Origin of the sequence: Streptomyces sp. NPDC002181, assembly GCF_042890485.1 — a bacterium.
In the GTDB taxonomy this organism is placed as follows: Bacteria; Actinomycetota; Actinomycetes; order Streptomycetales; family Streptomycetaceae; genus Streptomyces.
The window spans coordinates 1-19,047 of sequence record NZ_JBIASC010000024.1; the positions used below are offsets into that span (position 1 = coordinate 1).

The 19,047-nt window shown below is 74.6% G+C and carries 14 protein-coding genes; 8 read left to right on the forward strand and 6 right to left on the reverse strand.

Annotated features, from left to right (window positions below; all coding sequences use genetic code 11):
• Nucleotides 1–486 precede the first annotated feature (486 nt).
• Nucleotides 487–1,290, reverse strand: a complete 804-nt coding sequence (locus tag ACFYXV_RS33720) for an MIP/aquaporin family protein (RefSeq protein WP_385475273.1) — start codon at nucleotides 1,288–1,290, stop codon at nucleotides 487–489.
• 617 nt (nucleotides 1,291–1,907) lie between these two features.
• On the opposite strand from ACFYXV_RS33720, the gene ACFYXV_RS33725 reads away from it, so the two are divergent.
• The 6 genes from ACFYXV_RS33725 (at nucleotide 1,908) to ACFYXV_RS33750 (ending at nucleotide 11,996) form a co-directional block, all read left to right on the forward strand.
• Nucleotides 1,908–2,099 carry a thiazolylpeptide-type bacteriocin gene (locus tag ACFYXV_RS33725; protein ID WP_048479225.1) on the forward strand — a complete coding sequence of 64 codons (192 nt, stop codon included), beginning with the start codon at nucleotides 1,908–1,910 and terminating at the stop codon, nucleotides 2,097–2,099.
• Between the two features lie 157 nt (nucleotides 2,100–2,256).
• Nucleotides 2,257–4,995: a lantibiotic dehydratase gene (locus ACFYXV_RS33730; protein WP_389385010.1), complete on the forward strand. Its 2,739-nt coding sequence runs from the start codon at nucleotides 2,257–2,259 to the stop codon at nucleotides 4,993–4,995.
• Between the two features lie 95 nt (nucleotides 4,996–5,090).
• Nucleotides 5,091–6,266: a lantibiotic dehydratase C-terminal domain-containing protein gene (locus ACFYXV_RS33735; RefSeq protein WP_389385011.1), complete on the forward strand. Its 1,176-nt coding sequence runs from the start codon at nucleotides 5,091–5,093 to the stop codon at nucleotides 6,264–6,266.
• Entirely contained in the window at nucleotides 6,263–8,125 is a 1,863-nt protein-coding gene (locus tag ACFYXV_RS33740; RefSeq protein WP_389385012.1) for a hypothetical protein, read from the forward strand. The genes ACFYXV_RS33735 and ACFYXV_RS33740 overlap by 4 nt, the downstream gene beginning before the upstream one ends.
• Nucleotides 8,122–10,113, forward strand: coding sequence for a TOMM precursor leader peptide-binding protein (locus ACFYXV_RS33745; protein ID WP_389385013.1), 1,992 nt, complete (start codon nucleotides 8,122–8,124; stop codon nucleotides 10,111–10,113). The genes ACFYXV_RS33740 and ACFYXV_RS33745 overlap by 4 nt, the downstream gene beginning before the upstream one ends.
• Before the next feature lie 14 nt (nucleotides 10,114–10,127).
• Nucleotides 10,128–11,996, forward strand: a complete 1,869-nt coding sequence (locus ACFYXV_RS33750; RefSeq protein WP_389385014.1) for a thiopeptide-type bacteriocin biosynthesis protein — start codon at nucleotides 10,128–10,130, stop codon at nucleotides 11,994–11,996.
• Here ACFYXV_RS33750 and ACFYXV_RS33755 read toward each other — a convergent pair.
• The 3 genes from ACFYXV_RS33755 to ACFYXV_RS33765 form a co-directional block, all read right to left on the reverse strand.
• Nucleotides 11,993–13,114, reverse strand: coding sequence for a nucleotide disphospho-sugar-binding domain-containing protein (locus ACFYXV_RS33755; RefSeq protein WP_385475259.1), 1,122 nt, complete (start codon nucleotides 13,112–13,114; stop codon nucleotides 11,993–11,995). The two genes, ACFYXV_RS33750 and ACFYXV_RS33755, sit on opposite strands and share 4 nt — an antisense overlap.
• A gap of 185 nt (nucleotides 13,115–13,299) precedes the next feature.
• Nucleotides 13,300–13,653, reverse strand: coding sequence for a hypothetical protein (locus ACFYXV_RS33760; RefSeq protein WP_385475257.1), 354 nt, complete (start codon nucleotides 13,651–13,653; stop codon nucleotides 13,300–13,302).
• 132 nt (nucleotides 13,654–13,785) lie between these two features.
• Nucleotides 13,786–14,559 carry a YqjF family protein gene (locus ACFYXV_RS33765; RefSeq protein ID WP_389385015.1) on the reverse strand — a complete coding sequence of 258 codons (774 nt, stop codon included), beginning with the start codon at nucleotides 14,557–14,559 and terminating at the stop codon, nucleotides 13,786–13,788.
• A 97-nt stretch (nucleotides 14,560–14,656) separates the two neighbouring features.
• On the opposite strand from ACFYXV_RS33765, the gene ACFYXV_RS33770 reads away from it, so the two are divergent.
• Entirely contained in the window at nucleotides 14,657–15,700 is a 1,044-nt protein-coding gene (locus ACFYXV_RS33770; RefSeq protein ID WP_385475253.1) for a S66 peptidase family protein, read from the forward strand.
• A gap of 43 nt (nucleotides 15,701–15,743) precedes the next feature.
• Here ACFYXV_RS33770 and ACFYXV_RS33775 read toward each other — a convergent pair whose 3' ends face one another.
• A complete protein-coding gene (locus ACFYXV_RS33775) occupies nucleotides 15,744–16,382 on the reverse strand; it encodes a hypothetical protein (protein WP_385475251.1) in 639 nt (212 codons plus the stop codon).
• Nucleotides 16,383–16,738: 356 nt separating this feature from the next.
• On the opposite strand from ACFYXV_RS33775, the gene ACFYXV_RS33780 reads away from it, so the two are divergent.
• Nucleotides 16,739–17,398, forward strand: coding sequence for a DUF998 domain-containing protein (locus tag ACFYXV_RS33780; protein ID WP_389385016.1), 660 nt, complete (start codon nucleotides 16,739–16,741; stop codon nucleotides 17,396–17,398).
• A gap of 9 nt (nucleotides 17,399–17,407) precedes the next feature.
• Here ACFYXV_RS33780 and ACFYXV_RS33785 read toward each other — a convergent pair whose 3' ends face one another.
• The gene (locus tag ACFYXV_RS33785; RefSeq protein WP_389385017.1) at nucleotides 17,408–19,009 is read right to left on the reverse strand and encodes an MFS transporter; all 1,602 of its coding nucleotides are present in this window, start codon (nucleotides 19,007–19,009) and stop codon (nucleotides 17,408–17,410) included.
• Nucleotides 19,010–19,047 lie beyond the last annotated feature (38 nt).

A 19,047-nucleotide genomic window follows, 5' to 3' on the forward strand; every position in this document is an offset into this window, starting at 1 on the left:
CTTGATCATCTGCTGGGCGATCGCCTTGGCGCTCGTGGGAGCCGCCTGGGCGGGAACCGTGGCGAGCATCGAACCGGCGACGCCCAGGGCGACGAACGAACCGGCCAGGGTCTTCTTGGAAGCGGCGATACGGCGGATGACGGACTTCGACACGGGGGAAACCTTCCACAGGGGACAAGGGGGTCGCGGCATGCCGGGGGCATGCGTGAGCCACTCACACGGTGGAGAGGGGTTCGTCGGCGGCGGGCGAACCCGGGCCGCCTGGCGACGCGTCCAGTTCTACCCACCCCCCGGACGCCCTGGCAACGACCCCACCTACTACCCGCCTACGCAGCCCACCACCCCGGACGCTCCCCCGGCCGCAACGGGATCCACGCAGGTGGGAACCCTCGTGGAGGGGGCGCAGCGCCACCCCTGGAAGCTACTAATCCGCCTCGTATGTGATGTGCGCCCTATGGGACGCCTCACCCCGGGACCGCCCGAACCTCACCGAACGTAACCAGCCGTACCCCTGTGAGGGGCCGTGATCCGGTGGTGGGCGGCGGCTCCCAGGGAGGCCCCGAGGGCGGGCGCCAGGAGGTAGATCCACAGACCGGTGGTGGTTCCGGACATCAGCGCGGGTCCGAATTGGCGGGCGGGATTGGCGGCGCCGCCGCTGAGGGGGCCCAGAACCGCGATGATCGCGCAGACGAGGACCGCCAGGACCCAGGGGAACCACCGCTCCCCGGCCGGGCGCGCGAGGAAGAAGCCGATCATCAGGGTGACGAGGACCAGGCAGGCTCCCTCGGCCGCGAAGACGGCCCAGCCGTTCCACGACGGCGCCGCGGCCACGGCGCCGTAGCCGACGCGCGCGACCGCCGGCCCCCAGGCCAGGCGGGCCAGCACGGTCCCGGCGAGCGACCCGCACAGCTGCGCGACGACGTACACCCCCACGATCCGGCCGGGGAAGGCCCTCAGCCGCCACAGGGCGAGCGTGATCGCGGGATTCATGTGCGCACCGGAAAGCCTTCCCCAGGGGGAGCGGATCAGCCCGAAGACCATCGCCCCGGTGAGCGCCCCCACCACGAGGAGGGCCGTCCGGAGGTCCGCGAGGAGGAGGGGTGAGGCCGGATCGAGCACCCAGCGCATGACCGTGACCACGGCGAACATCAGCGTCGCCGTCAGGGCGAACTCGTACAGGGGCCACCCTCCGCGCTCGGGCCCGGTCCGCACCGGCGCCGGGCCGGATCCCGCGCGCGTTCCGGGTGAAGCGGCCGGGGAACCGGACCTGGACTTCTCGACTCCGCTCATGGTTTCTCCCCTCGATCGGGACTGCGGCGTTCGCGTGTGCGCACGATGCGCCCGTCGAGGAAGCCTGCTGCAAGGCCGGCCGCAGGACGCGCGTACACGCCGACGGCCAGGGCCGGGCGCGGACGAATCAGGCGGTATGGCGGTATGGCGCTACGGGTGAGGCGGCGGAGCGGGACGAGGCCGGCCGAAGCCCCGTCGCGGCTGGGGCTGCGGCCGGGGATTGGCCGGTACACCATGCCCCGTGCCGACGGTGCGCAGCGGCTGCCGGCATCCCCTGGCGCCCGATGGAACCGGCTGTTCCGGCCACCCCGGCCGTGGCCACGAGCGGCGATCGCCATCGCTTCCCGAGGCGGGCGCGGCCCGCACGGCCGACGGCGGGAGACCGGCGCTCTGCCGTGAAGTGACGGACATGACGAGACAACTGGCCAAGGTGACACGGGCAGTTGCCGTCGATCCCGACTGCGCAGAGACTCGTTCTGCGCCACCCCGATCACCCAGATGGACCCGACCACGAACCATCTGTTCTCCAGGGGCACTTCGCCCGTCCCCCGCGGGCGCCGGCCACCCGACGCCGTCTTCGCGGTACCGCACTCCCTCAGAAACGAGAGGAAATCCGCATGTCCGAAAACTCCGCCACCCCCGGGTACGACGACCTCGACCTGGACCTGGACCTGGACCTCAGCGAGCTGACCGTCACCGCGCTCAGCGACACCGCCGCACTGCCCGAGAACGGCGCCTCCTGGGGCTCCTGCTCCTGTCAGGGTTCGTCCTCCTGCGCCCAGCCGCAGGTGGAGACGCCCAACGTCTGAAGGCCGTGACGAGACCGCTCCCGCGCGGCCGGCCCACCCGGGCCGGCCGCGCGGGCGGCGGCCCGAGCCGGAGGACAGCTCACTGGCCCAGACCGCACCACGGGAGCCCGCCTTGCCGTACCCCGCCCAGCCAGTCGCACCGCAACGCGTCGCGCCCGTGTCGGGGACCGCCCGCCCGTCGGCGGTGGCTCCCGCCCACACCGTCCCGTACGCGCTGGTCCGCACCACGGTGACCCCGCACCCCGCACAGCCGCGGGAAGCCGCGCGGGTACGGACCCTGCTCGACCGGCTCACCGCCCTCACGGCACAGGAGGACGCACTGCGTGCGGCCCTGTGCGACGACCTCTTCGCCTCCCGCCCGGGGCACGACGAGGAGTTCCACCGCCAGGTGGTGCTCCCGCTGCGCCGGGCTCTGCACAACGGCCGCGTCCCCCGCCCCGCCCTGCTGGCCCGCCTCGCCGATCTGCCCGTACGGGTGCCCCGGCTCGGGACCTGGCTGGACCTGCGCGGGTTCCGTGAAGCCCTGCTCACGGAGCTGGCCGCCGCCGCCCCCGAGGCCCTGACCGCCGAGCGCTCCGCCCTCGCGCAGCTGTGCCGCTCCCCCGCCTTCACCCGGGCCGTCGCCCTCACCAGCGCCGACCTGCTGCGCGCGGTGTCCCGGGCCGCCCGGGACGAAGGCGGGCGCAGGGCCCGCAAGGAGGAGCCCTCGGTGCTGCGGCACGCCCTGCGCGCCAGTACGAAGACCAGCCCGCTGTCGTGGTTCACCGCCGTGGGCTGGTCCGGCGGTCCGTGCGAGCCGGCCGAGCCGCGAACGGCGCCCCGGGCCGTGGTGCGCGAGCACCGGACGCTCGTGGAGGCGCTCGCCGCCGCGCTGCTCGACGAACCGCGCCGTCGGCGCACCCTCGCCCACCGCATGACCAGCAGTGCGCGGCACACCGCCGACGGGCGGGCCCTGTACACCCGGGACCACACGCTCTTCGCTGGTGGCCGGTACCTGGTCACGCACGAGGAGTCGGTGGAGCTCGCCGTCCGCCCGGCCCTGACGGCGCTCGACGCGCTCGCGGCCGAGCCCGCGCCCCTCGCCGAGCTGGCCGACCGGCTCGGGCCGGCTCTCGGTCGCGCCGGCACCGACCCCGCCGTCGTGCGCTTCCTCGACCAGCTCGCCGACGGCGGTCTGCTGGTCCCGGTGGACCCCGTCGATCCGCAGCACCCGTACCCCTTGCGTGCGCTGGCCGGCTGGCTGCGCCGGTGGCCCGAGGACGCGGCCCTGGCCGACCGGGTGGAGCGGCTCGCCGCCGACACCGCCGGGTTCGCGAACGCCGCGGCGCCGGAGCGGCCCGCCCTGCTGGCCGGCCTGGCGGAGCGCTGGCGCCGCTTGCTGGCCGACGCCGGCCGGCCCGTGCCGGCCGATGCCGCCCCGTTGAACGTGCTCTCCGAGGACGTGCAGGTCGGGGGCGTGCTCGGCGAAGACGTGCGCGCCGAGGACGTGCGCGCCGAGGGGGTGCGTGCCGCCGGACCCGCGGCCATCGCCACCGCGGCATCCCGTCGGCCCGGGGTGCGGACCGGCGAGGACCCGGATCCCGCCGCCTGTCTGGCGGGCGCGGACCGGGCGGTCCTCGGCGAACTGACCGCCCTGGCCGAGCTGTTCGACCTCGGGCATCTGATGCGGCGAGCCGCGCTGGAGCGCTTCGTCGACCGCTACGGGCGCGGAGGAACCTGCCCGAACCCCTGGGAGTTCGGCCCCGACACCGCCTCCGCGTGGGAGGAGGCCGCACGTCTCGCCGTCCGGCCGTCCGGCGACCCGGGGCTCTCCCGCGAGCTGGCCGAACTGGCTTCGCTGCGCGAGGAGTTCACCCAGCGGATACGGGCCTCGGCGGCGGAGGCCCCCGGCGGCCCGGCCGAGGAGCTCGTCCTGCCCGCCGAGGAGGTCCGCGGACTCTCCGGCCGGCTGCCCGGCTGGACCTCCGCCCGCCCGCTGAGCTACGCGTGGTTCGTCCAACGGGCCTTCCCCGGCGGGCTGCTCTGCGTCAACCACGTCTACGGCGGCTGGGGCCGCTTCACCAGCCGCTTCCTCGACGACCTGCCCCGGGGCGCCGGCGCCCAGGTGGCCCGCGAGATCCGCCGCGGTCTGGGCCGGGGCGCCCGGGCGGCCCAGATCCGGCCGGTCGGGGGCTTCAACGCCAACCTCCATCCGCTGCTGGTCGACGAGGAGATCGGTCCCGACCGGTTGCGGAGCACGTTCGCCGAAGCCGACGTGGAGCTGGTCCACGACACGGCCCGCGACCAGCTCCGGCTGCGGCTGCGGGCCACCGGCGAACCCCTCGACGTGCTCTACCTCGGCTTCCTCGCCCCTGTGATGCTGCCGCAGCGCCTCGCGCCGTTCCTCTGCGACCATCCGGGCGGCGTCGTCGACTTCCGACGGCTCCTCCCCCGCCACACCCTGGCCGCCCCCGGCGGCGAGGTGCAGCGGACGCCCCGGCTGCGGCACGGTCACGCGGTACTCGCGCGGCAGCGCTGGCACCTGCCCGCAGGGGTGCTGACCGCGCTCCGCGCCGACCTCGCGGCCGACCCCGACGTCATCCCGGCCGCCACCGCGGCCCGTTGGCGGGCCCTGCTGGGACTTCCCGAGCAGTTGTTCCTGCACGCCGTGCCGGAGCCCGCTGCCGGGCGGCCCGCCGAGGACTTCGTACGGAGTCTGCGCGCGCCGAAGCCGCAGGCCCTCGACCTGGGCAGCGCCCTGCACCTGCGCTGCCTCTCCGGCTGGCTGGCCCGCCATCCGCGCGGTGTGGTGCTGGAGGAGTCGCTGCCCGTCTTCGGGGGCCGGAGCCGGCCCGCGCATGCCGTGGAGCTCATCGCCGAGACGTACCGGCCCGCACACACCGCCCGGTCGGACTGAACTCCCGTGCCGGCCCCACACCCTGTTCCGCCCGCGCCACCCGTCCCGGCGTGTCCCACCCCCCTTCCGTCCGTCGTCCGTCGAGGAGACACCCCATGAACGCCCCGGTCACCAGCCCGGACACCGCCCGGCACGCCGCGACCGCCGCCACCGCCGTTGACGTGGTCGCCTACCACTACGAGCCGGTCAAGACCCCGCTCCTGCGCGAAGCCGTGCTGCCCCTCGCGCGGGAGGCCGCCGCGGACGGGGTGAGCGCCCACGTCGAACGCCACTGGCTGCACGGCCCGCACCTGCGGCTGCGCCTGCGCGGCCTCCCCGGGCCGGTGGCCGCGGCGGCCGAGCGCACCGCGGTCGAACTGGCCGCCCGCGCGGCCTCGCACCCCTCCCGCGCCGCCGTCGACGGGAAGCGCCTGCTGGCGCAGGCCGAGGCCGCGGGGCGGGCGGAGCTGATCCCGCCCCCGTACGGTCCTCTCGTACCCGACAACACGGTGCGGGTGGAGCCGGTGGACCGGTCCTCGCTGACCGCGCTGATCGGCCCGGACGGGGTGCGTCTGCGCGAGGACCTGCTGGCCCTCGGCCTGCCCGCCCTCGATGCGGGCGCCGCGTTCCTGGAGGAGCGGGCGAACACCTCCACCGCCCGGGTGGAGTTCGTGGTGGCGGCGCTCGCGGCCCACGCGGCCGCGCACCCCGAAGGGCTGGTCGGCGGCCACTACTCGTACGTCTCCCATCTGGAGGACTTCCTCGTCCAGGAGGACCACGACGGCCGTATTCGGGCGGCCTTCGACCGCCGCTGGGACGCCGTGGGCGGGCGGATCGCCGCTCTGGTGGGCCGGATCGCGAGCGGCGGCGAGATCGGCTGGGAGGGAGCCTGGGCCGACTGGTCCGCCGATGCCTGGCGGATCGCGGAGCAACGGTTCGAAGCGGGCGCGGACTTCAACGGCGTGCGCGCGGAGTACGTGGACCGGGCCGCGGCACTGGGCGACCCGGCCACCGCCGAGCGCTGGGACCGGGCGGCAAGGACCCGGTACAGCGACTTCCACCGGCTGCTGCACCGATCCGACCCGCAGGGCACGATGTGGAGCCGTCCCGACTACCTGGTCTACCGGGCCTGCACGAACGGGCTGTACCGGCTCCTCACCATCTGCGATGTCCGGCCCGTCGAGCGCTATCTCGCCGCCCACCTCGTCGTGCGCAGCGTGCCCGGACTCACCGGCCACCATTGGCAGGCGCGCGTCGGCGAGGCCGTCTCCGCCGTGGAGGGCACGCGGTGAGCGCCACCGAACCGCCACGCCCGCGGTTGCGGCCCGGGGTGGCGGTCACTCCGCTGCGCGACGGCCTGCACCTGCGCGGCCGGGACGCGAGCGTGACGCTCGAAGGCAGCAGGGCGTTGCCGGCCCTGTGGGAGCTGCTCCGCGAGCGGCTCGGCCACGACACCGGCCACGCCCCCGGCGTGCAGGGGGGTGCCGCCCCGGGGACCGGCCTGCCCCGCCTCGATCCGGCCGATCCCCGGGTCGGGTCCGCGCTGGACGCGCTGACCGCGCAACTGCGCGCGCACGATCTGCTCACCGAGCATCCGGTGGGGGGCGCCGAACCGGCCGCCTGGCTGGGCGCCTGCGCGCCGCGGCCCGGACGCGCGGCCGCGGTCCTGGCCGCCGCACGGCCCGTGGTCGCGGCGGCCGATCCGGCGGGCCCGCTCGCCACGGCGCTGATCAGCGCGCTGGACCGCGCCGGGACCCCTTCGGAGCCTTGCCGGGACACGGGGCTGGCCCCCGATCGCGTGGTGGCGGTCGCGGGGACCCCGCCCGTTGCCGTGGCCGTGGCCCGTACGGCCGAGGGCGGCTTCGTCACGGCCCCGGCCGAGCCGGAACGGGCGCGTACGGAAGCCGAGTCGATCGCGGTGCGCATGGCCCGCGCCTCCGGTTCCGTACCCGCCCGGGCTCCGGCCGAGGGAACGGACGGCGAGGAGGAGGGCGAGAGGAACGGCGCGACGGACCGGGAGACGGCCTGGGTGACGGACGGGTCGGCCGCGGCGGTGACGGCCTTGCTGGCCGGCGCCGCGGCGCAGCGGCTGCTGTGCGCCGTGGCCGGTCTGCCCGATCCGGCCGGGCCCGAGGAGGACCCGCGACTGCTCCCCGGGCATCCGGCCGTGCTGGTCGCTTCGGCCCGCCCGCCGCACGCGTCATACCGCCCGTGGGTCACCGGACCGGCCGACCCCGAGTCGCCCTCCCCCGCCCCGGCCGGGGACCTGTCCGGGGCCCTGCGCCGGATCGAGGCACTGACCGACCCGTATCTGGGGGTGCTCGACGCGCCGCTGCCGTACGGTCTGCCCCAGTTGCCCGCCGCGCTCGCGAGCTGTGCCTCGGTGGGCGGGCTCCTGGTGGCCGGGGCTCCGCGGACGGACCTGGCCCGGCTCACGGCAGTGTGCCGTGCGGCCGAACTGTGCCTGGGGGGCGGGCTGCCGGTGGCGGTCGGCGCAGACCCCGGGCACGCCCTCGGACGGGCCTTGCGCCGAGCCGCCCTCGCCGCCGCGGATTCCGCCGGCACCGGCCGGGCCCTGGACGAGCAGGAATGGCGAGGGCATCCGCAGGCCCGTCACTGGTGGACCGTACTGACCCGGCATCTGGAGCTGCCGATGCGGATGACGGTGTACCAACTGGCTTCCGAACGGGTCTACTTGGCCGTCGTACGGGACCCGTCCGGCCGGCCCGGGGGCGTGGGCGCGACCGCCCGGGCGGTGGAGGCGACCGCCGCCGACGCCGCCGCCCTGGCCGCGCTCGGCGCGGTGACCAGGGCCATGGCCGGCGGGCAGGGTCCGGCCGGGGCCGTGCACACCGCGTTCAGCGGGGCCGAGGCACCCCTCGCCGTCGCCGGGGTCGAGCCCGCGGGCTGGACGGACGAGGGCTGGACCGACCGCTGGCTGGACGGGATCGCACGGCGGGAGGCGGAGCTGAGCGCCGCGCTGACCCGGCTGACCGGACTGCGCCCCGAACCCTGGTGGCCGGGTGGGACGGACCTCACCGGCATCGGATCGGGCGGATCTGGCGGATCTGGCGGATCGGCCGGGCCCGTCCTGACCGCGCTGCACGCGTGCGGATTCACCGTTCTGGCAGGGCGGGGAGGAACGCGATGACCGCGACCACGATGACGAGGCACGGGACGGCTGCCGACACGATGGTGGTGTCGCCGTTCGCCGGCGCCGTACCCGTCCTGGATCCGGCCGCGGCCCTTCAGACCACCGCCGGCGTGGCCATCGTCCATCTCACCGCGTGGACGCTGGAGCTCGCCGAGCGGCTCAGCCGCCACGCGCTGGCCCACCCCGTACGCCTGGCGCCGGTGCGCGAGGACGGTGCGCTGACCGTGATCGGTCCCGTACTGGAGCCCTCGGCGCGGGCCTGCCTGTCGTGCGTGGAATACCGGCGACTGGCCACCGCGGGAGGCCGGGTGCCCTGGCAGAGCCCACGGCTCGCGCTCGGCGGCACCGGCACCCCGGCCATGGCGGAGGCCGCCCTGCTGCTCGCCGCCGCCCTTCTGGAACCCGCTCCGGCCGAGGTATCCGGGCCGGCTGCGGGATCCGGGGCATCCGCGGGGGCGGGGGCGCGGACTCCGGCGCCGTCGGCCACCGTCCACGTCGTCCAGGGCCACCGGGCCACCTGGTCCACCCATCGCGTCCGCCCGGTCGGCGGCTGCCCGGTGTGCCGCCCTCTGCCGGCCGACTCCCCCGGCGCGGCCGCCTTCGCGGACACGCCGCGGCCACTGCCCGATCCGTCCGTGCTGCGCGGCCCCAACGACCGTACCGAGGCGGACCGGTTGCGGACCGAGCTGTTCGACGAGCGGTTCGGCCCGGTGCGCCGGCTGTTCCGCACCGAGGACTCCGCCTTCGCCCTCACCTCGGCCTGGGTGACGGACGGCCGTCCGGTCGACGACGGCGGGTACGGACGCTCAGCCGATTTCCGCTCCAGTGAGCGGGTGGCGCTGTTCGAGGCCGTGGAACGGCTGGCCGGGATGCGCCCGCTGGGCCGCCGCACCGCCCTGCGCGCCTCCTTCGCCGAGCTGGGTCCGGAAGCCGCCGTGGATCCCGCCCGGCTCGGTCTGCCCGACCCGGCCCACCGGGGGCATCCCGCCTCCCTCACCGTCCCGTACGACGCGGACCTGCAACTGGACTGGGTGTACGGCTGGTCGCTGACCGACGGGCGGGCCCGGGCGGTGCCCGAGCACGTGGCGTACTGGGACCTCGGGCAGGGCCCCGGCCGGGACCGGGTCGTCTACGAGTCCTCGAACGGCTGCGGGCTCGGGAACAGCCCCCAGGAGGCCGCCCTCTACGGGCTGTTCGAGGTGGCGGAACGGGACGCGTTCCTGATGGCCTGGTACGCGCGCACACCGCTGCCCGGCATCGCCCTGCCCGGTGACGACCCGCTGGTGACCGACCTGGCCTCGCGCGCCGCGCTGCTGGGCTACCGGCTGCTCCTGCTGGACGCCACCAACGACCTCGGCATCCCCGCGGTGATCTCGCTCTGCCGCTACGAGGGCGCTCACCGCGACGCTCCCCGCGCCTTCCTGGCCGCCGGAGCCCACCACGATCCGCGCGCCGCGATCCGATCGGCAGTGGCGGAGGTCGTCACCAACGTCCAGGACGCGGTGCACCGGCCGGCCGGTCCGGGCGGGGCGCGCGACCCGGAGCGGCTGCGCCCCATGCTGCGGCGGCCCGAGCTGGTGGTCGGCCTCGACGACCACGTGGGGCTGAACACGCTGCCGGAGGCGCAGCACCGGCTGGAGTTCCTGTTCGGCGACGTCCCGCAGGTCCCCTGGCAGGAGCGGTGGCCGGGTGCGCCCACCCCGGTGGCCGACCTCACCGGGCTGCTGACGGAGACGGTCGCGCGACTGGCCGCCGAGGGGCTGGAGGTGCTCGTCGTCAATCAGGACGAGCCCGGGATCCGGGACCGGCTGGGGCTGCACTGCGCCAAGGTGATCGTGCCCGGCACCCTCCCGATGACCTTCGGCCATGTCAACCGCCGCACGCTCGGGCTGGCCCGGCTGCTGGAGGTGCCGCACCGTCTGGGGCGCACCGCGCGTCCGCTGCGCCACGACGAACTCCCCCTGTACCCGCACCCGTTCCCGTGAGGCGATCCGATCCCATGACCGATGACCCGTACGCGTCCGCATCCGCGTCGCCCGCCGCTGCGACGGCGACCCTCGCACCGGCACCGGCACCGGCACCGGCACTGGCTCCGGCACCGGCACCGGCACCGGCTCCGGCTCCGGCGGACAGCTGGCACAGCCTCCACCTGACCCTGCACACCGACGGCCCCGCCACCGACGCCTTCGTCACCGGAGCGCTCGCCCCCCTGATGGACGGCCGGTACGGGCCGGGGTCGGGTGACTGGTTCTTCATCCGCTACCACGAGGGCGGCCCCCACCTTCGGATCAGGTTCCGAGGTACGGGGTCCGCCGGGGACGGGGCGCGCGAGGCCGCGGAACTGGCGGCGGAACTGGCTCTGTCGGCCGCCGGCACCACCCCCGCCGCGGGCACCCGGCCCGGCCGGCACGGAGAGGTGCGCGCGGTACCGTACGAGCCGGAGACCGAGCGCTACGGCGGGCCGGCCGCGCTCCCGGTGGCCGAGGAACTGTTCGTGCACTCGACCCGCACGGCGGTCGCCGCACTGCGCGCCGTGCCCGGGCGGGCCGAGCGGCTGCGGCTCGCCCTGGACCTCGCCCACGCCACGGCGTACGCCCTGGACCTGGACGAACTGGCCTCGGCGGGCTGGCTGCGCCGGCACGCCGCCTCCTGGCGCTGGGCCGCCGAGGTGCGACCACTGCCGGGAGCGGCCGTCCACACCCGCGTCAACACCGTGTTCGCAGCCCAGCGCACGAGCCTGGCGCGGCGCGCCCGCACCGTCCGCGCCGGGCTGGACGAGGGCTGCGCCGATCCGTGGCTCGCGGAGTGGGCCCTGCGGGTGCGGGCGGCCGACGCCCGGTTGCGTACCGCCGTGCCCGCCGCGGACCCGGCGGACGCGCCCGTGCGGACGCAGCGCCGGCTGTGGGTGTGGGCGTCACAACTGCACATGCTGTTCAACCGGCTGGGGGTGGCTCCGGACGAGGAGCGGGCCGTATGCCGGCTCGCGGGGCGCGCGCTGCTGGAGCCGGACGACGGGGGAGGCTTCTTCGGCGCCGGGCCGCGCGCCGCGGACTACCAGTACCTGGAGCAGAGCAAGTTCCAGATCGGCCGTCCGCAGGACACGGCGGTACGGAGCATCGCGCGGCCCGACGTCGCGTCCGGACACCGGCCCGAGACCGAGCGGCCGCTTCCCGCGGCCCCGTTGCCGGAGCTGTCCCTCGCCGAGGTGTTGCGCGGCCGCAGTTCGGCGCGCGGAGCGCTGCGGGGGCCACTGACCGCAGAGGAGCTGGGCGGGGTGCTGTGGCACGCCCACGCGCCGAGCCACGTGTCCCGGCAGGCTCTGGCCGACGGCACGGAACGCACCCTGCGCCACCGCCCCTACCCGAGCGCGGGAGCCCTGTACAGCGTCCGGGTGAGGCTCTTGGCGCTCTCCGTGGCGGGGCTGGCCCCGGGCACCTACCACTGCGTGCCGGAGCGGCGGTCGCTGATCGCCCTCGGCCCCGCGCCGGAGCTCGGCGGGCTGAAGGCCTTGTCCTCGTACTTCTCGCGCCCCGCCGAGGACCCGGACTCGGTGGGGATCGACGAGGCACCGGCCGTGCTGGCGGTCCACCTGGACCTCGGCCTGCTCCGCCGCCGCTACGGGCTGCGGGCGCTGCGGCTGGGCCTCCTGGAATCCGGGCACCTGGCCCAGACCCTCCAGCTCACGGCCGGTGCTTTCGGCCTGGGCACGATCCCGCTCGGCGGCCTGCACGACGACCTGGCGCACGAACTGCTGGGCCTGGACGACCTGGACGAGCCGATCCAGTACCTCATGCCGCTCGGCCGCCCGGCCCCGCGCGCGGAGGACCGCGCCGGGGCCGGAGGCCTTTCGCCCCGCCGCGCCGACTAGGAGGCGGTCAGGGCCTCCAGGGCGGGGACCGTCTCGGCGGGGGTGGGCAGGGCCTCGTTCTCCGCCCGGAGGCGGGCGGCGCCCTCGCGCAGGGCGGGGTCGGTGATGAGGCGGGTCAGGAGCGCGGTGTCGACGTCGTCGGAGGCGGACCGCAGGGCGGCGCCGGTCGCGGTGAGGGCGTCGGCGTTGGCGAAGTGGTCGGCGCCCTGGGGCAGCAGGAGCTGGGGCAGTCCGGCCTGCAGGGCGGTGAGGAGGGTGCCGGAACCGCCGTGGTGGATCAGCGCGTCGGAGGTGGTCAGCAGCTCGGCGAGCGGCACCCAGGGCAGCGGGCGCACGTTGTCCGGGAGGGTGCCGAGCGCGGTGAGGTCGGCGTCGCCGACGGCGAGCAGGAACTCGGCGTCCACCGAGGCGGCGGCTTCGGTCAGGCGGACGATGGCGCGGACGCCGTCCATCTCGGTGAGCACGGTGCCCAGGGTGATGGCGACGCGGGGACGGTCGCCCCGGCGGAGCAGCGCGGCGGGGACGGTGCCGCCGCCGTTGTACGGGAGGTAGCGCATCCGCAGGCCGCCCGCGTCGCCGCCGAGCGAGGCGGGGACGATGTTCAGCGCGGTGGGCTCGGCCGGGCCGGACACCCCGTACGTCTCGTACGCCTCGGTGAAGTTGGCGGCCAGCCGGCCGACCATGTCGAGGCCGGAGGTGACGCCGAAGTTCTGGATCACCGACGGGATCTTCAGCTTCGCCGCGACCAGCGGGGCGGAGGCCTGGAACGAGTCGTAGACCAGCAGGTCGGCGCCCCAGTTCCCGGCGACCTCCAACAGGCCGTCCACCGTGGGGCGGGAGATCATCGCGAAGCCGCGGGCCGCCCTGTCCAATATCTGGTCCTGCGACATGTCGGGGGCGACGTAACGCATCTCCTCGTCGGAGGACTGCTCCATCACCTCCCGGATGGTGCGGCCGTCGCCGATCTCGACGATCGCGAAGCCCGCCTCGCGGAGCCGGTCGAGCGGCTTCGAACCCGCGAACAGCACTTCGTGGCCGGCGGCTCGTAAAGCCTGCGCGGTCGGAATCATGGGGAAGAGGTGTCCGGCCGCAGCCGGACCGGTGAAGAGTATGCGCACAGCCGTTCTCCTTGCCCGCGGTATGACAGTCGGAGAGGGGCCGTACGAGCCCGCCCCCGGTTCCCATCAGTGAACTGGGGGCGAGGGTCGCCGTGTTCCCCGGAAGGGGGTCGATAATCGGACGTTCTCGAACCGGCCAAGCGGGCCGCTCCGCCCGCCGGCACGCCGGCACGCCGGTCAGATGGTCAGATGGTGACGCAGATGCCGTCCTCGATGGACCGGCCGTCGCGCTCCAGCCCGCCGCACACCAGCTTCGCCTTCTTCTGCTCGTAGCCCACCGCCCACCGGTGCGAGGCCGCGTTCACCTTCGCACTGCGGAAATCGCCCCAGTAGGAACGCAGCGTGCCCTTCAGCCCGTCCCGGGTCTCCACCGTGATGTCCTGGACGAAACGGTTGTGGTGCGCGGTCATGACACAGATGTACTTCCCGCAATGGCTGTCGACACCGCTCGGGCGCGCGTCGGCGGGTGCCGCCGCGGCGAGGGCCAGAGCGGCGCCGGCGGCCAGGGTGGCGGTCAGGTGACGCAGGCGGTGGTTCATGGAGGGCCTTCTCTCCGTCGGCGGAAAAGGGGTGCTGGGGAACGGCCACGACGGCCGGACCAGATGTCTAGCCGCCCGCGGTGCCCGCCGACAGGGCACGGGCCCGGAACTCACCCGAGTGGGCGGGCGAGTTCACCGCAGTGACGACTCTGCACCCGGGCGGGCCGGCGCGGTGAAGCGGACGGGAACCCCCGGGGAGTACAGGACGCTCGCGGGCGGACCTGCCGGAGTCGGCAGGCCGGCCGCGGCGACCAGGTCTTCCCGGCAGTCGAGGAGTTCGGCTCGGTGCAGGGGCCAGCGCGGGTGGGTGTTGGGGAGGTACAGCGGCCGGCCGAACGCCTGGGTGTGCATGCCCCACCGGGCGGTCAGGAAGTGTTCCAGGGCCGTCGGCTCCGCGAGCCGCTCGCCGATGCGCACGGCGATCCGGCTGTGCGCGCCGCGCGGGCCGGGCAGGCGCCGGCTGCTGGTGTAGGTGACGGTGTCGCCGTCGTGGCGGATCCTCATCCTCGACCACACGTACGGGAGGCGGAACACGGCGCGTCCGACCGCCACCGGGATGAGCCGGGATGCGTCCAGCGAGCGGAAGACCACCCCGCGCCGGCCCTGGGCATCGACCGAGTAGAGACGGACGTTGGTCTCCGGGAAGGATCCCAGGTAGGGGACGCCGGGCAGGCGGAACCAGCCGACCTCGTGCATGCGGAACGCCACCAGGCCCACGTAGGTGACCCCGTCCAGCACGTCCGGCGCCGTGCCCGCGGGCAGCAGCGGGGCCACGTCGGCGGGATCGGCGGCCCAGTGCACGAAGGCCAGGTCCAGCCACGACTGGGTGAGCAGCGGCCGGTCCGTCGTGAACGGCGGATCGGCCGAGATCGGCTCGGGGACGGCGGCGGACGGCGACGGGCGCATGGGGGCGAGTATGGCCGAGGCACCCTGGCGGCCGCCGCCCGGCCCGGCCGGCGAAACCCGCTGTGGGAACGGGGCCACCGGTTCCTAAGATCATCCGATGACGACTCCCGTTTATCCTCCGAAGCCCCGTCCCGGTGACCGGGTCGCGGTGCTGTCCCCCTCGTCCGGTCTGCCCGGCCTCTTCCCCCTGCCCCACGAACTGGGGCTTCGCAGGCTCCGGGACGACTTCGGGTTGAAGCCCGTGGAGTACCCGACGACCCGCACGATGGGCGCGACCCCCGAGGCACGGGCCGCGGACATCCACGCGGCCTTCGCGGACCCGGACATCAAGGCGGTGATCTCCAGCATCGGCGGCGACGACCAGCTGACCGTCCTGCCCCACCTCGACAGCGACCTCCTGCGGGCCCATCCGAAGCCCTTCTTCGGCTACAGCGACAACACCAACCTGCTCCTGTTCCTGCGGAACGCGGGCATCGTCGGGTACCACGGCGGCTCGGTGATGGTCGAGCTCGGGCGGCCCGGCGCGCTGAACCCGCTGACCGAGGCCTCGCTGAGGGCGGCGCTGTTCACCTCGGGCGAGTACGAGCTCACCCCGGCCGGTGCCTTCGGGGACGTCAACCGGAGCTGGGAGGACCCCCGTACCTTCGACTCCGAACCCGCGATGGAGCCCGCCGACGGCTGGATCTGGCACAACGGCGACCGCGTGGTCGAGGGGATCGGCTGGGGCGGCAACCTGGAGATCATTTCCTGGCTGCTGATGGCGGACCGTGCCGTCCTGCCCGTCGAGGCCTACGCGGGCAACGTGCTGTTCCTGGAGACCTCCGAGGACATGCCGAGGGCCGAAGAGGTCTACTGGATCCTGCGCAGCATGGGCGAGCGCGGGCTGCTCCGGCAGTTCCCCGCGCTCCTGGTGGGCAGGGCCAAGGCCTGGTCGTTCGAGAACCCGCTCGGCGCCCGGGAGAGGGACCGGTTCCGCCTGCGACAGCGCGAGGCGGTCTTGCGGGCCCTCGGGGAGTACGCCCCCGACACCATGGTGGTGTTCGACGTCGACCTGGGCCACACCGACCCCCAGCTCGTGGTTCCCGTGGGAGGGCGCGTCCGGGTGGACGGTCTGACACGCAGGATCACCGTCACCTACTGAGCCGGGTCCGGCTCACGGCGGACCGGGTGCTCGTGGGGGTGCGCTACTTGTTCATGCAGTTCTGGCGGAACGCCTCGTCGTATGCGGTGTCGTAGCCGACGGCGTAGCCGTTCTGGTAGGCGAGGATCAGCGCGTCGGGTGTCTTCGGCGGGATCAGGCGGGCGTTGGTGCGTGCCGTGACGCATGCCTTGCCCTCCTCGCGTCCCCAGGCCTCGCCGGCGGCCTGACCGGCGGCGGCCATGCTCTGCTGGGTCTGTGCCGGGGGTTGGGGAGCCGGCGGCTTGGGCTGCGGCTGGTTCATGGCGGCGCAGGCGGCCCTGTTGGCTGCCGCGGACGTCGCGAACGACTGGTTGTAGCCGTACGTGTACCCCTCGGCCTTGCCCCGCACGAAGTCGGTGGGGTTCGGCGGGATCAGCGGCGTAAGGGTCTTTCGGCAGATGGGCGGCTTGCCGTCGCGGAAGCCCGAGCTCGAACCCTGGCGATAGCCTTCCCGGCACCCCACGTGGTAAGGATCGTTGCCCTGGGTCAGACCGTGGCAGATCGACGGCAACGCCGCCGGAGCCGACGCCGAAGCGGAAGCCGCCGGACGCGCGGCGGCCGGAACGACGGCCACCAGCACCAGCGCGGGTGCGGACAGCAGTGCGAGCGGGGCGAGCGCCCGCCGTCGGAAGTGGCGGGTCATGGTCATCCTCCCGGACGGGTGGGTCCGGCCCCGGGCGGTCTACCGGGCGCACGGCCACACGGGTGGAGTCCCTGGGCCCGCCCACGGGCGGCCGGCTGCACGCCGGAGCCCCTGCTGGGCTGGTCCTTCACCGGGCCCGTACGCGGGCGGCCGGTGCAGCCTGGGGTGAGCGCAGGACGTACACCTCCACCCTATTCCCCGCCACCGCCACCCGCCCGTCCTGCCGGCCGACGGCGATGGAGGCGACGCGGCCCGGGACTCGCCGACGCGAGTCGGTCCCGCTCCGGCCCGGGCGGGACATACTGGCTCACGCGGCCCCGTACGGCTCACAGCGGACCCCCGAAGGCACAGGCGGCATGCGCGAACTCACCTTCACGGCTTCGACGAGGCTCACGGCCGGGGGCGTCCTGTGGGCCTCCCTCGCCCAGATCTTCGTGGTGAACAACGCCGTCGTCCTGCCCCGTGCTTCGAGCCAGAACCCGGTGGACCACATCATCTCGGCGCTCGGCGTGACCCGTTGCGGTCGCGTCGGAGGATTCCGTTTCTGCTCTCCTTGGCACGAGGCGGCCGACATCGCCTGGATCGTCGGAGGCTTCTGCCTCATCCTCGGCGCGGTCCTCAATGCCGCGGTCCTCCCCCCGGACCGCCTGCGGAACCTGGCGTTCGCCCTCCTGGGCGTCAGCGGAGCCGGCCTCGTGTCGACCGGCTTCAATCCGTACAACCTCCGTCCGGCGGTGCACCTGCTGTCCGCCGGAACGTGCTTCTTCTGCGGAGCCGCGGGAGTGCTGCTGCTGGGGGGCATGGTCCGGCAGGCGCACCGGTACTGGGGCACGACGGGGATCCTGTGCGGGGTCACGTCCATCGTCTCGGCCACCCTCACGGGGCTCAGGCCGGACCCCTACGTCCAAGGCCTGTTCGAGCGCATCGCCGCGTGGCCCAGCGTCATCTGGGCGATCTGCTTCGGGGCGTACATCGCCGTCTCCGCTCGGCGGGCATCCCGCGGCCGCCGCCCGTGACGCGCGGGTTCAGGGACGGGTTCCCTCCTGTGTGGCCTCTTCCGTCTCCGTGGCATCGCCCGTCACCCGCGTGCCCGGGTGCAGCAAGGTGCACAGCCATGCCAGGCCGAGTGCGATGGCCATCCCGTAGAACACCCACTGGTTGGCCCGGGCGAAGTCCATGTGTACGTCCTCGAAGGAGCTCCGCATCAGCGTGGCGGTCGGCCCGTCGCCGGTCGGCGCCCGGTCGTCCGGGTGGCCGATGACCGATTCCGCGATGCCGCGGGCCGCGCCCGGCACCGCCTGCGGGGGCAGGCCCTTCGCCGTGAGCGTCTGCTCGACGCGGCTGGTCGTGACGTGGGTGAGGAGCGTGCCGAAGACCGCCATTCCCAGGGCTCCCGCGTAATTGCGCACGGTCTGCGTGACGCCGGTGACCTCCCCGTACGAGGCGCCGATCGCCCGGTTCACGGCATCGGTGGAGGCCGGGGAGAGCACGAGGCCCATGCCCGCCCCGGCCATGCAGGCGTAGGGCCACTGGTCATGGGCCGACAGGTCCGTCAGTTTCCACGCCCACAGGGCGAATCCCGCGCAGCCGAGCGCGGTGCCGAGCCTCATCGTGGGCCGGGCGCCGTGCTTGTCGAGGATCCGGCCGCCCCATTGGGCCGAGAGGCCGAACCCGGCGAAGAAGTACAGCACGTAGAGCGCCGCCTGGTGGGGCGAGGCGCTGAGCGAGGTCTGCGCGTACACCGACGCGAAGAACATCACGGGGACGAACGCCAGCATCGAGAAGAAGAGCACGAGGGTGTCGGCCGTGAAGGCCCGGTCGCGGAAGACGCGCAGCTTGATGAGCGGCTCCTCGGTGTGCAGTTCGTACCGGCAGAAGAGGGCGAGGAGGAGGAGTCCGCCGATGACGCACGCCCAGGTGGCGGGGCTGGTCCAGCCCCAGGTGGACGACTGCTGGATCCCGAACACGTTCAGCGCCATCCCGGTGGCGACGAGTACGGCGCCCGGCACGTCGAGGCGTTCGCGCTTGCGGGGGTCGGGGATGCGGGCCCGGGCGGTCAGGACGAGCGCGACGAGGGCCACGGGGACGTTGATCCAGAAGATGGCCCGCCAGGTCCAGGAGGTCAGCCAGCCGCCGAGGAGCGGCCCGAGGGCGGTGAACGCGCCGGCGAGCACGAAGAACAGGGCCAGGGCCCGGCCGCGTTTGCCGACGGGCACGACGGAAACGACCACGGCGAGGGCGGCGGGGAACACCAGCGCCGCGCCCACTCCCTGGGTGGCGCGGAAGACGACGAGCCAGCTCTGGGCGGCTTCGCCCGAGGGCACGGAGCCGCACAGCACGGAGGAGACGACGAACAGCAGCGTGCCCGTCACCACCACGCGGCGGTGCCCGAGGACGTCGGCGAGGCGCCCGCCGAGTGCGAAGCACGCGGCGAGCGCCAGCAGGTACGCGTTGACCACGCGTTGCATGCCGGATGACGACAGGCCGAGCTCTTCGACGATGCTGGGGGCGGCGATGCTGACGATCGTCTGATCCACGAAGATCATCGCGACGGCGAAGAGCATGGCCGCGAGGGCGAGGACCTGCTCCGGCGCCTTCCCAATCCCTCTGACCCGCACGATCCTCATCCTCCCCGCCGGAGATCCTTCGCGCACGCGGTGGGGGG

Excerpts from the sequence above, each read along its gene's own strand:
- ACFYXV_RS33720 (WP_385475273.1), bottom strand. The coding sequence starts at position 1,290 with ATGAGCGGAGTCGAGAAGTCCAGGTCCGGTTCCCCGGCCGCTTCACCC.
- ACFYXV_RS33725 (WP_048479225.1), top strand. The coding sequence starts at position 1,908 with ATGTCCGAAAACTCCGCCACCCCCGGGTACGACGACCTCGACCTGGAC.
- ACFYXV_RS33735 (WP_389385011.1), top strand. The coding sequence starts at position 5,091 with ATGAACGCCCCGGTCACCAGCCCGGACACCGCCCGGCACGCCGCGACC.
- ACFYXV_RS33745 (WP_389385013.1), top strand. The coding sequence starts at position 8,122 with ATGACCGCGACCACGATGACGAGGCACGGGACGGCTGCCGACACGATG.
- ACFYXV_RS33750 (WP_389385014.1), top strand. The coding sequence starts at position 10,128 with ATGACCGATGACCCGTACGCGTCCGCATCCGCGTCGCCCGCCGCTGCG.
- ACFYXV_RS33760 (WP_385475257.1), bottom strand. The coding sequence starts at position 13,653 with ATGAACCACCGCCTGCGTCACCTGACCGCCACCCTGGCCGCCGGCGCC.
- ACFYXV_RS33765 (WP_389385015.1), bottom strand. The coding sequence starts at position 14,559 with ATGCGCCCGTCGCCGTCCGCCGCCGTCCCCGAGCCGATCTCGGCCGAT.
- ACFYXV_RS33770 (WP_385475253.1), top strand. The coding sequence starts at position 14,657 with ATGACGACTCCCGTTTATCCTCCGAAGCCCCGTCCCGGTGACCGGGTC.
- ACFYXV_RS33775 (WP_385475251.1), bottom strand. The coding sequence starts at position 16,382 with ATGACCCGCCACTTCCGACGGCGGGCGCTCGCCCCGCTCGCACTGCTG.
- ACFYXV_RS33780 (WP_389385016.1), top strand. The coding sequence starts at position 16,739 with ATGCGCGAACTCACCTTCACGGCTTCGACGAGGCTCACGGCCGGGGGC.
- ACFYXV_RS33785 (WP_389385017.1), bottom strand. The coding sequence starts at position 19,009 with ATGAGGATCGTGCGGGTCAGAGGGATTGGGAAGGCGCCGGAGCAGGTC.